The sequence below is a fragment of the Streptomyces sp. NPDC005784 genome, assembly GCF_042871525.1.
In the GTDB taxonomy this organism is placed as follows: Bacteria; Actinomycetota; Actinomycetes; order Streptomycetales; family Streptomycetaceae; genus Streptomyces.
In genome coordinates this window covers 142,238-159,758 of sequence record NZ_JBIAIQ010000002.1, presented here as the reverse complement: position 1 = coordinate 159,758, position 17,521 = coordinate 142,238, and the positions used below count along the sequence as shown (strand labels likewise).

Annotated in this window: 17 protein-coding genes; 8 read left to right on the top strand and 9 right to left on the bottom strand. The window is 70.6% G+C overall.

Going from position 1 to position 17,521, the window contains the following annotated elements:
• The first annotated feature begins 378 nt into the window (after positions 1-378).
• Positions 379-717 carry a transcriptional regulator WblA gene (gene wblA, locus ACFYR3_RS03615; RefSeq protein WP_028799159.1) on the top strand — a complete coding sequence of 113 codons (339 nt, stop codon included), beginning with the start codon at positions 379-381 and terminating at the stop codon, positions 715-717.
• Between the two features lie 131 nt (positions 718-848).
• Here wblA and ACFYR3_RS03610 read toward each other — a convergent pair whose 3' ends face one another.
• Both ACFYR3_RS03610 and ACFYR3_RS03605 read right to left on the bottom strand, forming a co-directional pair.
• Positions 849-2,237 carry an ArsA family ATPase gene (locus ACFYR3_RS03610; protein WP_355842899.1) on the bottom strand — a complete coding sequence of 463 codons (1,389 nt, stop codon included), beginning with the start codon at positions 2,235-2,237 and terminating at the stop codon, positions 849-851.
• Positions 2,234-3,211 (bottom strand): ArsA-related P-loop ATPase, encoded by a 978-nt coding sequence (locus tag ACFYR3_RS03605; protein ID WP_355842896.1) that lies wholly within the window; start codon positions 3,209-3,211, stop codon positions 2,234-2,236. The genes ACFYR3_RS03610 and ACFYR3_RS03605 overlap by 4 nt, the downstream gene beginning before the upstream one ends.
• Before the next feature lie 126 nt (positions 3,212-3,337).
• On the opposite strand from ACFYR3_RS03605, the gene ACFYR3_RS03600 reads away from it, so the two are divergent.
• From ACFYR3_RS03600 to ACFYR3_RS03585, 4 genes are all read left to right on the top strand, one after another.
• Positions 3,338-3,499, top strand: a complete 162-nt coding sequence (locus tag ACFYR3_RS03600) for a DUF4177 domain-containing protein (RefSeq protein ID WP_261704751.1) — start codon at positions 3,338-3,340, stop codon at positions 3,497-3,499.
• Complete coding sequence (locus ACFYR3_RS03595) at positions 3,496-3,966, top strand: RidA family protein (protein WP_261704750.1); 471 nt, start codon at positions 3,496-3,498, stop codon at positions 3,964-3,966. Before ACFYR3_RS03600 ends, ACFYR3_RS03595 begins: the two co-directional genes overlap by 4 nt.
• Before the next feature lie 414 nt (positions 3,967-4,380).
• Positions 4,381-5,250, top strand: coding sequence for an NUDIX hydrolase (locus ACFYR3_RS03590; RefSeq protein WP_355842891.1), 870 nt, complete (start codon positions 4,381-4,383; stop codon positions 5,248-5,250).
• Positions 5,247-6,077, top strand: coding sequence for an MBL fold metallo-hydrolase (locus ACFYR3_RS03585; protein WP_355842888.1), 831 nt, complete (start codon positions 5,247-5,249; stop codon positions 6,075-6,077). Before ACFYR3_RS03590 ends, ACFYR3_RS03585 begins: the two co-directional genes overlap by 4 nt.
• A gap of 67 nt (positions 6,078-6,144) precedes the next feature.
• Here the strand turns inward: ACFYR3_RS03585 and ACFYR3_RS03580 are convergent, their stop codons facing one another.
• Complete coding sequence (locus ACFYR3_RS03580; protein ID WP_355842885.1) at positions 6,145-6,960, bottom strand: nucleotidyltransferase; 816 nt, start codon at positions 6,958-6,960, stop codon at positions 6,145-6,147.
• A 307-nt stretch (positions 6,961-7,267) separates the two neighbouring features.
• Positions 7,268-7,942, bottom strand: coding sequence for a Crp/Fnr family transcriptional regulator (locus ACFYR3_RS03575; RefSeq protein WP_006382668.1), 675 nt, complete (start codon positions 7,940-7,942; stop codon positions 7,268-7,270).
• Between the two features lie 336 nt (positions 7,943-8,278).
• Between ACFYR3_RS03575 and nth the strand changes: the two genes are divergently transcribed.
• The 3 genes from nth to ACFYR3_RS03560 are packed head-to-tail and all read left to right on the top strand — an operon-like array spanning position 8,279 to position 11,337.
• Positions 8,279-9,361 (top strand): endonuclease III, encoded by a 1,083-nt coding sequence (gene nth, locus ACFYR3_RS03570; protein ID WP_355842882.1) that lies wholly within the window; start codon positions 8,279-8,281, stop codon positions 9,359-9,361.
• Positions 9,362-9,413: 52 nt separating this feature from the next.
• Complete coding sequence (locus ACFYR3_RS03565; protein WP_355842879.1) at positions 9,414-10,124, top strand: CoA pyrophosphatase; 711 nt, start codon at positions 9,414-9,416, stop codon at positions 10,122-10,124.
• A gap of 13 nt (positions 10,125-10,137) precedes the next feature.
• Positions 10,138-11,337 (top strand): MarP family serine protease, encoded by a 1,200-nt coding sequence (locus ACFYR3_RS03560; RefSeq protein WP_389281323.1) that lies wholly within the window; start codon positions 10,138-10,140, stop codon positions 11,335-11,337.
• 15 nt (positions 11,338-11,352) lie between these two features.
• Here the strand turns inward: ACFYR3_RS03560 and ACFYR3_RS03555 are convergent, their stop codons facing one another.
• The 5 genes from ACFYR3_RS03555 to acs all read right to left on the bottom strand — a co-directional run bounded on the left by ACFYR3_RS03555 (position 11,353) and on the right by acs (position 16,910).
• On the bottom strand, positions 11,353-11,532 hold the full coding sequence (locus ACFYR3_RS03555; RefSeq protein WP_261704743.1) for a hypothetical protein: 180 nt from the start codon (positions 11,530-11,532) through the stop codon (positions 11,353-11,355).
• 184 nt (positions 11,533-11,716) lie between these two features.
• Positions 11,717-12,667: an alpha/beta hydrolase gene (locus ACFYR3_RS03550; protein ID WP_355842873.1), complete on the bottom strand. Its 951-nt coding sequence runs from the start codon at positions 12,665-12,667 to the stop codon at positions 11,717-11,719.
• Positions 12,664-13,140: a phage holin family protein gene (locus ACFYR3_RS03545; protein ID WP_356783832.1), complete on the bottom strand. Its 477-nt coding sequence runs from the start codon at positions 13,138-13,140 to the stop codon at positions 12,664-12,666. The genes ACFYR3_RS03550 and ACFYR3_RS03545 overlap by 4 nt, the downstream gene beginning before the upstream one ends.
• A 43-nt stretch (positions 13,141-13,183) precedes the next feature.
• Positions 13,184-14,536, bottom strand: coding sequence for a Na+/H+ antiporter NhaA (gene nhaA, locus ACFYR3_RS03540; RefSeq protein WP_389281596.1), 1,353 nt, complete (start codon positions 14,534-14,536; stop codon positions 13,184-13,186).
• Positions 14,537-14,909: 373 nt separating this feature from the next.
• On the bottom strand, positions 14,910-16,910 hold the full coding sequence (gene acs / locus ACFYR3_RS03535; RefSeq protein WP_355842867.1) for an acetate--CoA ligase: 2,001 nt from the start codon (positions 16,908-16,910) through the stop codon (positions 14,910-14,912).
• Positions 16,911-17,521 lie beyond the last annotated feature (611 nt).

Genomic DNA, 17,521 nt, shown 5'->3' with positions numbered 1-17,521 from the left:
GACACGCGTATATGCCTTGGCCTAAGCTGCTCTCAACTGTCACAGCAGTGCGGCCACGTATCAATACGTCCGGCGACCCCGAATCGTTCCGGAGATTCCGCGTCCCTGTGGAGCACGTGTCCGAATCAGCCTTGTGTGTCACATGGCGTCCCTTGTGACTCGACTGAACTGTCCGGGTTTGCCGGGATGGTCGCACATGTCCTCGGCTCACTCCCCCGGGTGATCTGCCGCTTACGCATAGTCCGTTCGGGCCATTCAAGATTGGGCCCGAAGGGGGTGTTGCGCTGTGCCCACCTTCCGTAACGTCCTCAACTGGCGGCGGTGAATATGCCGCTGCCGCCGTGGGGGAGCCTCGATTCGGGAGAGGACGGCGCCGGTATGGGCTGGGTAACCGACTGGAGTGCGCAGGCGGCCTGCCGCACTACCGATCCAGATGAACTGTTCGTTCAAGGAGCAGCGCAGAACAGGGCAAAGGCAGTGTGCACCGGATGTCCGGTTCGCACGGAGTGCCTCGCCGACGCGCTCGACAACCGCGTCGAATTCGGCGTGTGGGGTGGCATGACCGAGCGCGAGCGCCGTGCATTGCTGCGCCGGCGGCCGACCGTCACCTCGTGGCGTCGCCTGCTCGAGACCGCGCGTACGGAGTACGAGCGCGGCGCGGGCCTGCTGCCCCTCGACGAGGAAGAGGTGTACGAGCGCTACGCGGCGGTGGGCTGAGGGGAGTTCGCCCTTCGGGACAGGACGCCACCCTCGGGCCTCTCAGGCCCGTCCGAGCCCTTCCAGGGCCCGTCCGGTGCCGCGGAGGCCGGCAGGGCTGAGGGCGTCCCCTCAGGGCCGCTCCCGCACGCTCAGCCTTCGGGCAGCTCCGGCCGGTGGGCCGCGAGCCGGTTCCCGATGTCCCGCAGCCCCGCGAGATCGTGTACGTCACCGGGCAGCGCGGCCACTTCGGCCACCGGCACCTCCGGGTGGCGCGCGGCGAAGCGGTCACGCGTGCGCTGCTCGCGGGAGAGCAACTGCATGCGCTCGGCGTGGAGCCTCAACAAACCTGCGGTGAGTTGGTCGATGGATCGCTCGGGGTCCGTGGCGGCGGTCCTGTCCGTAGCGGTGGTGCGGTCCGTGGTGGCTGTCCTGTCCGTGGCGGCGGGGGAGCCTTCGTCAGGAGCTGATGTCTCGGAAGCCGGTGATCCTGAACTGCCGTACGTGTCGGGAGAGTTACGAAGTCCAGCTTTCCCGTCCCCCTGATCCACAATGCCGGGCTCGTCAAGATTTTCTGCGGCGACGGATTCAGGATTTTCCGCGTCGACGGAATCAAGATCCTCCGCGGCGGCGAGCGCCCGTTCGGCGGACAGCTGGGTGGCCCCGCTGCCGTGCACCCGGTTGAGCACCAGCCCGGCGAACGGCATGTCCTCAGCGGCCAGCCGCTGCACGAAGTACGCGGCCTCGCGCAGCGCGTCCCGCTCGGGCGCCGCCACCACGAGGAACGCGGTGCCGGGCGCCTGGAGCAGCTTGTACGTGGCGTCGGCCCGGGTGCGGAAACCGCCGAAGGTGGTGTCCATGGCCGCGACGAACGTCTGGACGTCCTTGAGGAGCTGACCCCCGAGCAGCTTGCCCAGGGTGCCGGTCATCATCGACATCCCGACGCTGAGGAACTTCATGCCCGCCCGGCCGCCCAGCTTCGCCGGCGCCGTCAGCAGCCGGATCAGCCGCCCGTCGAGGAAGGACCCGAGCCGCTTCGGGGCGTCCAGGAAGTCCAGTGCCGAGCGGGACGGCGGCGTGTCGACCACGATCAGGTCCCACTCGTCGCGCGCCCGCAACTGGCCCAGCTTCTCCATCGCCATGTACTCCTGCGTGCCCGCGAAGCCCGCCGAAAGCGACTGGTAGAAGGGGTTGTTGAGGATGGCGGCCGCCCGGTCGCCGTCCGCGTGCGCCTCGACGATCTCGTCGAACGTGCGCTTCATGTCGAGCATCATGGCGTGCAGCTCGCCGCTCCCCTCGACGCCCTTCACCCGGCGCGGAGTGTTGTCGAGCGAGTCGATGCCCATGGACTGCGCCAGCCTGCGCGCGGGGTCGATGGTGAGCACGACCACCTTGCGGCCGCGCTCCGCGGCGCGCAGCCCGAGGGCCGCGGCCGTGGTCGTCTTGCCGACGCCGCCGGAGCCGCAGCACACCACGATGCGGGTCTTCGGGTCGTCGAGCAGCGGGTCGAGATCGAGGACGCGGGCGGGGTCCAGACTCATGACATCCCTTGCTTACGCAGCTGTGCGGCCAGTTCGTACAGGCCCGCCAGATCCAGGCCCTCGGCGAGCAGCGGGAGTTCGTGCAGTGGCAGGCCCAGTTCGGCCAGTACGCTCCGCTGCTCGGTCTCCAGGGCGTACCGCTCGGCGTACTCCTCGGCCTGCTGGAGGAGCGGCCCCACCAGCCGCTCGGCCAGTCCGCCGCGCCGCGCGCCGCCGAGGCCGGCCGCGGAGAGCGATTTGGCGATCGCCGTACGGGGAGCGGCCTCCACGAGTGCCAGGTCGGTGTCGTCGAGGAGTGCCGGGCGCACCATGTTCACGATGATCCGGCCCACGGGAAGCTTCGCGGCGCGCAGCTCCGCGATCCCGTCCGCGGTCTCCTGTACGGGCATCTCCTCCAGCAGCGTCACCAAGTGGACCTCCGTCTCCGGGGACTTGAGGACACGCATGACGGCCTGGGCCTGATTGTGTATCGGGCCGATCTTCGCGAGGCCTGCGACCTCGTCGTTGACGTTCAGGAAGCGGGTGATGCGACCGGTGGGGGGTGCGTCCATCACCACGTAGTCGTATGTGAAGCGGCCGCTCTTCTCCTTGCGCCGCACCGCCTCGCAGGCCTTGCCGGTGAGGAGCACGTCCCGCAGTCCGGGCGCGATGGTGGTCGCGAAGTCGATCGCGCCGAGTTTCTTCAGGGCGCGGCCGGCGCCGCCCAGTTTGTAGAACATCTGGAGGTAGTCCAGCAGCGCCAGTTCGGGGTCGATGGCGAGGGCGTACACCTCCCCGCCCCCCGGAGCGACGGCGATCTTCCGCTCCTCGTAGGGCAGCGCTTCTGTCTCGAAGAGCTGCGCGATGCCCTGTCTGCCCTCGACCTCGACGAGGAGGGCGCGCTTGCCCTCGGTCGCGAGGGCGAGCGCGAGGGCCGCGGCTACCGTGGTCTTGCCGGTACCGCCCTTGCCGCTGACGACCTGGAGCCTGCTCACGTATTCGAGCCTAACCAGTCCGCCGCCGGAGTAAGCAGGAGGCTGTGGACAAGCCGCGCTTTCGAGGGTGGGACAGCGGGTGGCTCGGGCGGGAGATGGTGGTCCTCAGCGGCTACAGTCGGCCACATGACCAAGTGGGAATACTCAACCGTGCCGCTGCTCGTCCATGCCACGAAGCAGATTCTGGACACCTGGGGCGAGGACGGCTGGGAGCTCGTCCAGGTCGTGCCCGGACCGAACAACCCCGAGCAGCTGGTGGCCTACCTGAAGCGCGAGAAGTCCGCATGAGCGGGGCGGTCGAGGCGAAGCTCGCCGAACTCGGGCTGACCCTTCCGGGTGTCGTTCCGCCGCTGGCCGCGTACCAGCCCGCCGTGCAGTCGGGCGTGTACGTGTACACCGCCGGGCAGCTTCCGATGGTGGACGGGAAGCTTCCGGTCACCGGCAAGGTGGGGGCCGAGGTCACCGCCGAGGAGGCCAAGGAGCTGGCCCGTACATGCGCGCTGAACGCCCTGGCGGCGGTGAAGTCGGTCGTGGGCGACCTCGACCGCATCGCGCGTGTCGTGAAGGTCGTGGGCTTCGTGGCCTCGGCGTCGGACTTCACCGGGCAGCCGGGTGTGCTGAACGGCGCGAGCGAGCTGCTGGGCGCCGTGCTGGGTGACAAGGGCGTGCACGCCCGCAGCGCGGTCGGTGTGGCCGTGCTGCCGCTGGACGCGCCGGTCGAGGTCGAGATCCAGGTGGAGCTGACGCACGCGTAGCCTCCGGGCGTCTTGCGTGCGTCGTGCCCGGCTGAGTTTCCGGGTGCCTGGTTCGTCGTGGGTCGGGGCCGTGGGGGGGGGGGGGCGGGGGGGGCGCCCCCCCCCCGCCCCCCGGCGCGCCCCCCCCCCCCCCCGCGGGGGGGGGGGGGGGCGGGGGGGGGGGGGGGGGGGGGGGGGGGGGGGGGGGGGGTTTGGGGGGGGGGGGGTGGGGGGGGGGGGGGGGGGGGGGTGGTGGCCCCCCCCCCCCCCCCCCCCACGGCCCCTTCCGTACGTACGTCTCAGCCTCTCCGGCGTTTGAGGAGCGGGTCCGGGGCGGAGCCCCAGGGACGGGAAGGGCAGGACGGAGGGGCCGAGGAGCGCTTGTGGGGGCGGTGAGGCCTCGAACATCCGCCCGGCTCGGGATAGCCTCCGGCCATGGGGAATGGGCAATGGTTTCCGGCGGAGTGGCCGGAGCGGATTCGGGCGCTCGCCGAGGGCACGCTGACGCCGGTCACGCCCCGGCGCGCCGCCACGGTGATGCTGGTGAAGGACAGCGAGGCCGGCCCCGTGGTCCACATGCTGCGCAGACGTGCCTCCATGGCCTTCGCCGGAGGCGCGTACGCGTATCCGGGCGGCGGCGTGGACCCGCGCGACGACGAGCACCAGATCCGCTGGGCGGGGCCCACGCGCGCGTGGTGGGCGCAGAGGCTCGGCGTGGACGAGACCTCCGCGCAGGCCGTCGTCTGCGCGGCCGTACGGGAGACGTACGAGGAGGCGGGCGTCCTGCTCGCCGGCCCCAGCCCGGACACCGTGGTCGGCGACACGACGGGGGACGACTGGGAGGCGGACCGGGCGGCCCTGGTCGCCAGGGACCTGTCCTTCGCGGAGTTCCTCGACCGCAGGGGGCTCGTGCTCCGCTCGGACCTGCTCGGGGCCTGGGCCCGCTGGATCACCCCGGAGTTCGAGTCCCGCCGCTACGACACGTGGTTCTTCGTGGCCGTCCTCCCGGAGGGCCAGCGCACGCGGAACGCCTCCACGGAGGCCGACCGCACGGTGTGGATCCGTCCGGCCGACGCGGCCGTCGGCTACGACAAGGGCGAGCTGCTGATGATGCCGCCCACCATCGCGACCCTGCGCGGGATCGTGGAGTACGAGAGGGCCGCCGACGCCCTCGCCGCCGCGCCCGCCCGTGATCTGACCCCCGTCCTGGCCAAGGCGCGCCTGGAGGAGGGCGAGGTCGTCCTCTCCTGGCCGGGACACGACGAGTTCACCAAGCACATCCCGACCGGCGGAGCATCCGCATGACCGACGCAGCAGCCCTCCCCGGCCGGCCGCGAGGCACGGTCCTCTCCGGCCCCGCCACCGCGCGCGCGGTGAACGTCCTCGCCCCCAACGCCTCCGCGATGACCCTGGACGGCACGAACACGTGGATCGTGTCCGAGCCGGACTCCGAGCTCGCGGTCGTCATCGACCCGGGGCCCCTGGACGACGTACATCTGCGCACGGTCCTGGACACGGCCGAGAAGGCCGGGAAGCGTGTCGCGCTGACCCTGCTGACACACGGGCATCCCGATCACGCGGAGGGCGCATCACGGTTCGCCGAGCTGACGGGGACCAAGGTCCGGGCTCTGGACCCCGCGCTGCGGCTGGGGGACGAGGGGCTGGCCGCCGGAGAGGTGATCAGCGTCGGTGGGCTCGAGCTGCGCGTCGTGTCGACCCCGGGGCACACCGCCGACTCGCTGTGCTTCCATCTCCCGGCCGATCGGGCGGTCCTGACCGGGGACACCGTCCTGGGGCGCGGTACGACCGTGGTGGCCCATCCCGACGGGCGTCTGGGCGACTATCTGGACTCCCTGCGCCGGCTCCGCTCCCTGACGGTCGACGACGGCGTGCACACCGTCCTGCCCGGTCACGGGCCCGTCCTCGAGGACGCACAGGGCGCGGTCGAGTTCTATCTCGCCCATCGCGCCCACCGGCTCGCCCAGGTCGAGACCGCCGTCGAGAACGGTTACCGGTCGCCGGACGAGGTCGTCGCGCGCGTCTACGCGGATGTGGACCGGTCGTTGTGGCCCGCGGCCGAGCTGTCGGTGCTGGCGCAGATGGACTATCTGCGGGAGCACGGGCTCATCTAGGACAGACCCCGGGCACCGGGGCAGGCTCCGGTCGCGGCGGCGTTTTCCGGGGTCCTGGAGGAGGCCTTCACGGGCGGGGCGCCTTGATGCCGTGCACGCGCGCGTACTCCCCGGCGAGCCATGGCCCCAGGTCGTCCACGTACGAGCGGAGCACGGCCGGTTCGCCGGTCGGCTCGTATCCGCGGACGGCCGCGTTCCGTACGTCGTCGGCCCGCTCCGGGTAGTACGCGCCGAACGCCTCGGCCATCTCCCCGAGGTCGCTGGTCCAGCCGTTCCAGCGCGGCATGACGAGTGTGAAGCCGGTGCGGACGAGGTGCCGCGACATCGAGCGGACCAGCGGGCGCCTGGCCTCGTCGGTGTCCGCGGCGGCGATCCGCTCGCGCCAGCGCGGCAGCATCAGGGCGAGGTCGCCGTTCGTCTCGCGGGCCAGCAGCCCGTCGGGGCGGTAGCGCGGCAGGTGTTCGGCCAGATCCTCGCCCAGGAGGGGCGTACAGAGGCAGGCGACGAACCAGCCGAGGTCGTACGTCTCCAGGTCGCTCAGCAGCCGTGTACGGCTGAACAGCAGCGTCCCCACCCCGTCGATCTCGGCGAACTCCTTGTCGAGCGCCTCTTCGAGCGCGCGGGCGTCGGCGCGGTCCGCGTCCGTCGGCTCGTCGCGCAGGGACAGCAGCAGGTCGAGGTCGGAGCGTCCCACGCGCGCGGTGCCGCGCGGGATCGAGCCGTAGAGGTACGCGCCGTTCAGCCGGGCCCCGAAGACGTCCAGGACGCGGTCACGGGCCGCCGCGACGACCGGCCTGAAGGCGTACGGGACGCGCGCGGGCGATCCCTCGCGCTCGATGTACCCCTGGGCGTCGAGCCCTCTGCGGTGTCCCTGAGCGGCCATGACGCCCACTGTGCCCCGAAGGTCAGCCCTGGCGCAGATCATTTACGGCTGCCCTTCGAGGCACAACGGGCCGAGGCGAGGAGAACCGCGGGCGGCTGTATCGGCCGGGTCCGGCCCCGGAGGGCGGTTCCGAGGACGGGTCCCGCTTCGGAAGGGTCACGACACCGGGTCCGGCCTCCGAAGGGTTACGGCACTGGGGTCGCGCTTCGGAAGGGTTACGGCACCGGGGTCGCGCCTCGGAAGGGTTACGACGACGGGGCCCCGCCTCGGAAGAAGGCGGGACCCCGTCGACGTACGGCCAAATGTGTCAGCGCGAGCGCTTGGCGAGCCTCTCCACGTCCAGGAGGATCACCGCGCGAGCCTCCAGCCGGAGCCAGCCGCGGCCCGCGAAGTCGGCGAGCGCCTTGTTGACGGTCTCGCGGGAGGCGCCGACCAGCTGGGCCAACTCCTCCTGCGTGAGGTCGTGCACGACGTGGATGCCCTCTTCGGACTGCACGCCGAAGCGGCGCGACAGGTCGAGCAGGGCGCGCGCTACACGGCCGGGCACGTCGGAGAAGACCAGGTCGGACATCTGGTCGTTGGTCTTGCGCAGGCGCCGTGCGACGGCGCGCAGCAGGGCGGCGGCCACCTCGGGCCGCGCGTTCAGCCACGGCTGGAGGTCGCCGTGGCCGAGGCCGAGCAGCTTGACCTCGGTGAGTGCGGTGGCGGTCGCCGTGCGCGGGCCCGGGTCGAACAGCGACAGCTCGCCGATCAGCTCACCGGGGCCGAGGACGGCCAGCATGTTCTCGCGCCCGTCGGGGGAGGTGCGGTGGAGCTTCACCTTGCCCTCGGTGACCACATAGAGGCGGTCGCCGGGGTCGCCCTCATGGAAGAGGGCATCGCCTCGCGCGAGGGTCACCTCACTCATGGAGGCGCGGAGCTCCGCGGCCTGCTCGTCATCGAGCGCCGCGAAGAGCGGGGCGCGCCGCAGAACGTCGTCCACGAGTTCTCTCCTTGTCGACCTGCTCAGGGGATCTTGCTCCCCCTTGGTACCAGGGGACCGTGTTCCCCATCTTGCCGGACCGTCCAAACAGTGTGATCAGTCACAAGTCTGCCGCACTGGCGTCCCAACGAGTGCGGCAGGGGGCCAATTGGGGGCCGATCTTCGGGGTCCGGGGCGGATGTCGGTGTCGGGCTTTAGGCTGGCCGGGTGTCCAAAACGCCGGTGAGAGCACAGGCCAAGGGGGCTGGGCGGGTGGTTGTACGTCGCGATTCCGCTGTGGGCGAACAGGCCCCCGACGGAACCAAAGAATCGACAAAAGCGACAAAGTCGACGCCGGTGAAGGCGGTACCGAAGACCGCGTCGAAGGCGGCAACGAAGACCGCATCGAAGACGGTCGGCGGGAAGAGCGCGAAGAAGACCGCCCGTCAGACCGCCAAAAAGGCGACACCCGCGAAAACGGCCGCCAAGAAGGTGACGCCGGTGAAGGCGGTCTCCAAGAAGGCGGTCTCGAAGAAGGCCGCCCCCAAGCAGGGCGTCTCGAAGAAGGCCGTCTCAACGAAGGCGGCTTCCAAGAAGGCGGCGTCCGATGAGGCCGCCGCCAAGAAGGTGGCACCCGTGCAGCCCGTCGTCCCCGAGCCGCCGCGGAACGAGTCGCACACCGCCCTCGTCCGCCGGGCCCGCCGTATCAACCGCGAGCTCGCCGAGGTGTACCCGTACGCCCACCCGGAGCTGGACTTCGAGAACCCCTTCCAGCTGGTCGTCGCCACGGTCCTGTCCGCCCAGACCACCGACCTGCGGGTGAACCAGACGACACCGGCGCTCTTCGCCAGGTACCCGACCCCCGAGGACCTCGCCGAGGCCAACCCGGAGGAGGTCGAGGAGATCCTGCGCCCGACCGGGTTCTTCCGGGCCAAGACCAAGTCCGTCATAGGGCTCTCCAAGGCCCTGCGGGACGACTTCGGGGGCGAGGTGCCCGGACGCCTCGAAGACCTCGTCAAACTGCCCGGAGTGGGCCGCAAGACCGCCTTCGTCGTGCTCGGCAACGCCTTCGGGCGGCCCGGGATCACCGTGGACACCCACTTCCAGCGGCTCGTGCGGCGCTGGCAGTGGACGGCGGAGAGCGAGCCGGACAAGATCGAGGCGGCTGTCGGCGGGCTCTTCCCGAAGAGCGAGTGGACCATGCTGTCGCACCACGTGATCTTCCATGGACGCCGCATCTGTCACGCCCGCAAGCCCGCCTGCGGCGCCTGCCCCATCGCCCCGCTCTGCCCGGCGTACGGGGAGGGCGAGACCGACCCCGAGAAGGCGAAGAAGCTCCTGAAGTACGAGAAGGGCGGCTTCCCCGGCCAGCGACTCAACCCGCCGCAGGCCTATCTGGACGCGGGCGGCATCCCCGCACCCCCACTGGGCGCCGGATGACGGAACGAACACGGCCCCGGCGGGCGTTGGGAACAGCAGAACGGGGGTGGCGATGAAGCGCGCAGGCAACACACAGGACGAGAGCAACACACAGGGCGGGCCGGTGCTCAGCAAGGACGGTCTGCCCGACTGGCTGGGCCCGGTCGCGCACGCCGCGGAGACGGTGGAACCGCTCCAGCTGAGCCGCTTTTTGCCGCCGGCGAACGGCACGGGCCGGCAGTCCGCGGTGCTCATCCTCTTCGGCGAGGGCGACCGGGGCCCCGAGCTGTTGCTCATGGAGCGCGCCGGCACCCTCAGATCGCACGCCGGGCAGCCGTCGTTCCCAGGTGGCGCGCTCGACCCCGCCGACGGCGACCCGAAGGCGGACGGGCCGCTGCGGGCGGCCCTGCGCGAGGCTGAGGAGGAGACCGGCCTCGACCCGAGCGGCGTCCAGCTCTTCGGCGTGCTGCCCAAGCTGTACATCCCGGTCAGCGGCTTCGTGGTCACCCCGGTCCTCGGGTGGTGGCGCCGCCCGACTCCTGTCGGCGTCGTCGACCCGGGCGAGACCGCCCGGGTCTTCACGGTGCCCGTGGTGGATCTCACGGATCCGGCCAACCGTGCGACCACCGTGCACCCCAGCGGTCACCGAGGTCCGGCGTTTCTGGTCGAATCTGCCCTGGTCTGGGGCTTCACGGCCGGAGTGATCGACAAGATCCTGCATTTCGCGGGCTGGGAGCGCCCGTGGGACCGCGAGAACCAGGTCCCGCTCGACTGGCGCGCGTGACAAGGTGACCTTCGTGAATGTGCTGGACATCCTGTTGCTGGTCGCCGCCGTGTGGTTCGCGATCGTGGGCTATCGCCAGGGCTTCGTCGTCGGCATCCTGTCGGTGATCGGTTTCCTGGGCGGTGGTCTCGTCGCCGTCTACCTGCTCCCGATCATCTGGAGTTGGACGACCGACGACAGCAAGGTGAGTACGACCGCCGCCGTCGTCGCTGTGGTTGTCGTGATCGTCTGCGCCTCCGTGGGCCAGGCCCTCACCACCCACCTCGGCAACAAGCTGCGCCGGTACATCACTTGGTCCCCGGCCAGAGCCCTGGACGCGACCGGCGGCGCCCTCGTGAACGTCGTGGCGATGCTGCTCGTCGCCTGGTTGATCGGCTCGGCCCTCGCCGGTACGACGCTGCCGACGCTCGGCAAGGAGGTCCGCAACTCCAAGGTGCTGCTCGGGGTTTCCCGCGCGCTGCCCTCCGAGGCCAACACCTGGTTCGCCGACTTCTCCTCGGTCCTTGCTCAGAACGGCTTCCCGCAGGTCTTCAGCCCGTTCGCCAACGAGCCCATCACAGAGGTCCAGCCGCCCGACCCGCAGCTCGCCGGCAGCCCCGTCGCCACCCGCTCGCAGAACTCCATCGTCAAGGTCATGGGCACCGCCCAGAGTTGCGGCAAGGTCCTCGAAGGCACCGGTTTCGTCTTCAGCGACCGCCGCGTCATGACCAACGCGCATGTGGTCGGCGGGGTCGACGAACCCACCGTCCAGATAGGCGGCGAAGGCAAGAAGTACGACGCCAAGGTCGTCCTGTACGACTGGGAGCGCGACATCGCCGTGCTCGACGTACCGGACCTGAAGGCGCCCGCCCTGCGGTTCAGCCCGAAGGACGCGAGCAGCAGTGACAGCGCGATCGTCGCGGGGTTCCCGCAGAACGGCTCGTACAACGTCCAGCCCGCGCGCGTGCGGGGCCGCATCACGGCCAACGGCCCGGACATCTACCACCGCAAGACGGTGCGCCGCGATGTCTACTCGCTCTACGCGACGGTCCGTCAGGGCAACTCCGGCGGACCGCTGCTGACACCCGAGGGCAAGGTGTACGGCGTGGTCTTCGCGAAGTCGCTGGACGACGCCGAGACCGGCTACGCGCTCACCGCCGACGAGGTCCGGCCGGACATCGCCAAGGGGCGTACGGCCAACCAGCAGGTGGACAGCGACAGCTGCGCGCTCTGACCGGTGGGCGGGGCCTCAGCCGCGTGGATGGCGCAGCCGCACGGAGACCCAGCGGGCCCGGCGGCGCAGAATGTGCGGAATCCCCACGCGAGGATCCGTGCCCGTCAGCTGCGGGGTGCCCCTCTGATGGGAGCTCAGACCCGTGGCCGAGCGGCGATTGCGTGCTGCGTCACTGTAGTCGTGCGTCCAGCCCATACCCCGACGTCTGCCCCTGCCCCAAGGTCGATAACCTCGCCCCAGCCCTTCAATTGGCCTATGCGTCAGGCAATTGGCTGTTCGTAGGACAGGCGTTCACGGTCCGCATTCCGGGCGCGGCACCGGGTGCGTCCGGGCGGTCACTCGATGGTGACCACCGATGTCCCGGCCGGGTTCCGGATCGTCACCGGTCGGGTTCCGGATCCTTCAGCCAGTTGATCAGTTCGGTGGAAAAGGCGACCGGATCCTCTTCGTGCGGGAAGTGGCCGAGCCCGTCGAACAGCCGCCAGCGGTACGGCGCTTCGACGTACTCGCCGGAGCCCGCCGCGCTCCGCGTCCGCATCACCGGATCGAGTGAGCCGTGCAGATGCAGCGTCGGCACCCGCACCGGCCGCTTCATGCGCCGGTTGAACTGGATGCCGTCCGGGCGCGCCATGGACCGCACCATCCACCGGTACGGCTCGATGGAGCAGTGCGCGGTCGACGGGATGCGCATGGCCCGGCGGTACGTCTCCAGGGTGTCCTCGTCCGGCTGCCGGGGCCCCGACCAGTCGCGTACCAGACGGCCCACCAGGGCGCCGTCGTCGGCGAGGAGTTGGCGCTCCGGGATCCAGGGGCGCTGGAATCCCCAGATGTACGAGCCCGCCGCCGTCTGCTTGACGTCGGAGAGCATGGCGGAACGCCAGCGCCGCGGATGCGGCATGGACGACACCGCGAGCCGGCGGACGAGCTTGGGCCGCATGGCGGCCGCCGTCCACGCCAGATAGCCGCCGAGGTCGTGCCCGACCAGCGCGGCGTCGGGCTCGCCGAGGGACCGTACGACCCCGGTGATGTCGAGCGCGAGGTTGGCGGGGTCGTAGCCGCGCGGGGTGCGGTCGCTGCCCCCGACGCCCCGCAGGTCCATGGCCACGGCCCGGAACCCGGCGTCGGCGAGCGCGACGAGCTGGTGCCGCCAGGTCCACCAGAACTGCGGGAAGCCGTGCAGCAGCAGGACGAGCGGCCCGTCGCCGAGCTCGGCGATGTGGAAGCGCGCGCCGTTGGCGGCCACGTCCCGGTGCGTCACTTTTTGTCCGCCGGGAAGGTCGATCCGTACGACCGAGGTGGGTTGCGCCGAAGGTGTGGCGGGGTCCGTCATGAGGATGAGCGTGCCACAGCCTTGACGGCGTCCTCGACCGGTTCGGGCCGGGGGTGCGGCTTGGCGTTCGGCAGAACACCCGCCGTCTCCTTCACGGAGGCGGCCACCTTCTGCGGGCCCTGGCTCTTCTTGACCTTCTTCGCGAAGATCTGGCCGATCAACGCGAGTACGGCCGCGACCAGCACGTTCGCCGCGAACGACAGCAGGAAGCAGATCGCGAGATTCCAGTCGCTCCAGGTCCGGATGCCGTACGCGAGGGCGAAACTGAGCATCGGCAGGGAGAAGATCAGCACCGCGCCGGCCGCCCCGAACGCGCCGCCGCTCACCGCGCCGCGCTTGACGTCCTGCTTGAGCTGCGCCTTCGCCAGTGCGATTTCGTCGTGCACCAGTGCGGACATCTCGGTCGTCGCCGAGGCGACCAGCTCGCCGATACTGCGTTCGGCGCCGACCGGGCTGCCGTCGGGTGCGCTCATCGCTGTCTCCCTCTTCTGCATGTGTTTGTACGGTCCTGTCAGATCATGCCGGACCGTCGTCCCCCTCGCTTGCCCCACCCGCCACTTCGGCAAGCCTGCGGTGTTCCGCGGCCTTCCGCTCATAGATCGCGGCCATGCGCAGGTGGTACTCCGGCTTGTCCTGCTCGTAGATGTCGGGGATGCCGTCGAGGTCCTCGTCGCGCTCCTCGGCCTCGCACAGCGCGCGGTACTGGGCGTTGCGCATCTTCAGCAGCGCCGTGGCGAGCACGGCCGCGATGAACGAGCCGATCAGGACGGCGGCCTTGGTCTCGTCGGTGAGGCTCGTATTGCCTTCGAAGGCGAGTTCGCCGATGAGCAGGGAGACGGTGAATCCGATGCCGGCGAGGGTGGCCACGGCGGCGACATCGGCCCATTCCAGTTCGTCACTGAGCGAGGCCCTGGTGAACCGGGCCGTCAGCCACGTACCGCCGAAGATGCCGACCGCCTTGCCGACGACGAGTCCGAGCACCACGCCGAGTGTCTCGGGCCGGGTGAACACATCGTGGACCGCTCCGCCGGAGATCGAGACGCCCGCGCTGAACAGGGCGAACAGCGGAACCGCCAGTCCCGCCGACACCGGGCGCACCAGATGCTCGATGTGCTCGCCGGGGGAGTGCTCCTCGCCTTCGAGCGGATGGCAGCGCAGCATCAGACCCATCGCCACACCGGCGATGGTGGCGTGGATGCCGCTGTTGTACATCAGGCCCCAGATGACCAGCGCGAGCGGGACGTACACGTACCAGCCGCGCACGCCCTTGCGCAGCAGCAGCCAGAAGACGCCGAGGCCCACGACGGCCCCGCCGAGCGCCGCGAGGTTGATGGAGTCGGTGAAGAAGACCGCGATGATCAGGATCGCGAACAGGTCGTCGACGACGGCGAGGGTCAGCAGGAAGGCGCGCAGGGCGGACGGCAGCGACGTCCCGATGACGGCGAGCACGGCGAGCGCGAAGGCGATGTCGGTGGCGGTGGGGACGGCCCATCCTTGGAGCGAGCCTCCGCCGAACACGTTGGTCAGGACGTAGACGACCGCGGGAACGACCATGCCGCAGACAGCGGCGACCACGGGCAGCACCGCGGCCTTCGGGTCCCGCAGATCCCCGGCCACCAGCTCGCGCTTCAGCTCGATCCCGGCGACGAAGAAGAACACGGCGAGCAGTCCGTCGGCCGCCCAGTGCTCGACGGACAGGTCGAGCCCGAGCGCCGCCGGCCCGAAGTGGTAGTGCGAGACGGTCTCGTAGCTGTCCGGCAGGGTGTTCGCCCAGATCAGCGCCGCGACCGCCGCGATCAGCAGCAGCACTCCGCCCACGGTTTCGGTGCGCAGCGCGTCCGCCACGAAGTTCCGCTCGGGCAGGGACATCCGGCCGAAGAACTTACGAGTGGTGGTGCTGGGGAGCGCGGGCACGAGGAGGACCTCCGGTCGAGCAGGCAGGACTGAGCACTCGCCGACCAGACTTCCCGGCACACCATGAACGATCTTGTCGCGCCTTGACGCTTTGCTTACTTTACCTAACATGAGGCCGGGTCGGTGCGGGATCTTCACATTACGGCCAAACCGGGCGTGAGGCGTGCTGGTTGGGATGAGGGGGCATCCCGGCAACCCCGGGGGCTGCGTGAGAGGGCTTCCCGGTGACCCTGCTGGCCGCGTGCGGGGTGCGGGACTGCGTGAGGGGTGCGGGAGCGCGCGGGGGCTCCCGCACCCCTCAGGGTCGGGCCGACGGGGTGGGCCCGTCTCAGTCCTCGCTGGATGCGGCCGGCAGCTTGGCCTGGATCAGGTCCATCACCGTGGAGTCGGTGAGCGTCGTGACGTCACCGAGCTCGCGGTTCTCGGCCACGTCGCGCAGCAGGCGGCGCATGATCTTCCCGGACCGGGTCTTCGGCAGCTCGGCGACCGGCAGGACCCGCTTGGGCTTGGCGATCGGGCCGAGGGTGGTGCCGACGTGGTTGCGCAGGTCGGCCACCAGTCCGGGGTCGTCGGCGGAAGCCGTCCCGCGCAGGATGACGAAGGCGACGATCGCCTGCCCGGTGGTCTCGTCCGCCGCGCCCACGACCGCCGCCTCGGCGACCGCCGGGTGGGAGACGAGGGCCGACTCGACCTCGGTGGTGGAGATGTTGTGCCCGGACACGAGCATGACGTCGTCGACGCGCCCGAGGAGCCAGATGTCGCCGTCGTCGTCCTTCTTGGCCCCGTCGCCGGCGAAGTACTTCCCCTCGAAGCGCGACCAGTACGTGTCGAGGAAGCGCTGGTCGTCGCCCCAGATCGTGCGCAGCATGGACGGCCAGGGCTCGGTCAGCACGAGGTAGCCGCCACCGCCGTCGGGCACCTCGTTCGCGTCGTCGTCGACCACCGTCGCCGCGATGCCGGGCAGCGCCCGCTGCGCCGATCCCGGCTTCGTCTCGGTGACCCCGGGCAGCGGCGAGATCATCATCGCGCCGGTCTCGGTCTGCCACCAGGTGTCGACGATCGGCGTGCGGTCCCCGCCGATGTGCTTGCGGTACCAGATCCATGCCTCGGGGTTGATCGGCTCGCCGACCGACCCGAGCACCCGCAGGGACGACAGATCGAACTTCGCGGGGATGTCGTCGCCCCACTTCATGAACGTACGGATGGCCGTGGGTGCCGTGTACAGGATCGTCACCCCGTACTTCTGGACGATCTCCCAGAACCGGCCCTGGTGCGGCGTGTCGGGGGTTCCCTCGTACATCACCTGCGTCGCACCGTTCGAGAGCGGTCCGTAGGTGATGTACGAGTGCCCGGTGACCCAGCCGATGTCGGCCGTGCACCAGTACACGTCGGTCTCCGGCTTGAGGTCGAAGACCGCGTTGTGGGTGTACGAGGCCTGCGTGAGGTAGCCGCCCGAGGTGTGCAGGATGCCCTTCGGCTTCCCGGTGGTCCCGGACGTGTAGAGGATGAACAGCGGGTGCTCGGCCTCGAACGCCTCCGGCGTGTGCTCGGCCGACTGCCGTCCGACGATGTCGTGCCACCACACATCGCGGCCCTCGGTCCAGGCGACGTCCTCGCCGGTGCGGCGCACCACCAGCACCTTGTCGACCCCGTCGACCCGGCTGACGGCCTCGTCGACGGCGGGCTTGAGCGCGGACGGCTTCCCGCGCCGGTAGCCGCCGTCGGAGGTGATGACCAGCTTGGCGTCGGCGTCCTGGATGCGGGTGGCGATCGCCTCCGCGGAGAACCCGCCGAAGACCACGGAGTGCGCGGCGCCGATACGGGCACAGGCCAGCATCGCGACGACGGCCTCGGGAATCATCGGCAGGTAGACGGCGACCCGGTCGCCCTTGCCGACGCCCAGCTCGGTGAGGGCGTTCGCGGCCCTCGACACCTCGTCCTTGAGCTCGGCGTAGGTGATGGCCCGGCTGTCGCCCGGCTCACCCTCGAAGTGGATGGCGACGCGGTCGCCGTTCCCGGCCTCGACGTGCCGGTCCACGCAGTTGTACGCGACGTTCAGTTTTCCGTCGGCGAACCACTTCGCGAACGGCGGATTGGACCAGTCCAGCGTCTCGGTCGGCTCGGTGGCCCAGGTCAGCCGGCGGGCCTGCTCGGCCCAGAAGCCGAGCCTGTCAGCCTTGGCCTGCTCATACGCCTCCGCGGTGACATTGGCGTTCGCCGCCAGGTCGGCGGGCGGCGCGAACCTGCGCTCTTCCTTCAGCAGGTTGGCCAGGCTTTCGTTGCTCACGACATCTCCCTTTCCCAGGGTGTCCGTTGTGTCCCAGCCCACAGCTCATCAGACCAGGGGGCTCGGTGACAAGGCCCGATCCGAAATTGGTTTAGACCTGTCCTGTGTCGCTGGTCCGGGCCCTCCGCCCAGGCGCCGCGTCCTTGCCCCGCGACGCGGCGCCACCGCCTCTCACAAGACCGCATGAGTCCGCCCCCCTGGGGCACGTACGTTCCCCCCGCCGGGTTCACATGGACTGCATCCACGGGAACGACTCGGGAACAGGTCAGCACCGCCTCTCCCCCCGCCATGGACGGGACCGCCACCCGCTGAAGACTGGCCCGGTGGCTCGACAGCGCGGGGTACACCTCGGCGGCTCGGCGGCTCGGTGGCTCGGCGCCCCAGCGGCCCGCAGTCGTCACGGCCTGGCAGCCCGCCACCGATACTTCGGCGCCTCCGCAATCGGTGCCGTGACGCCCCCGCAGCCCCGCCCGTGGCCGGGCGCGTCGACGCCCCTCACCTCGCCACCGGGGCCGGAGCACCGACAGCGGAGGTTGCACGTGGTGCGCGGTGGTGGGGGGGGCCGCCCCCCCCCGGGGGGCCCCCCCCCCCCCCCCCCCCCCCCACCCCCCCGGCCCCCCCCCCCCCCCCCACCCAACCCCCCCCCCCCCCCG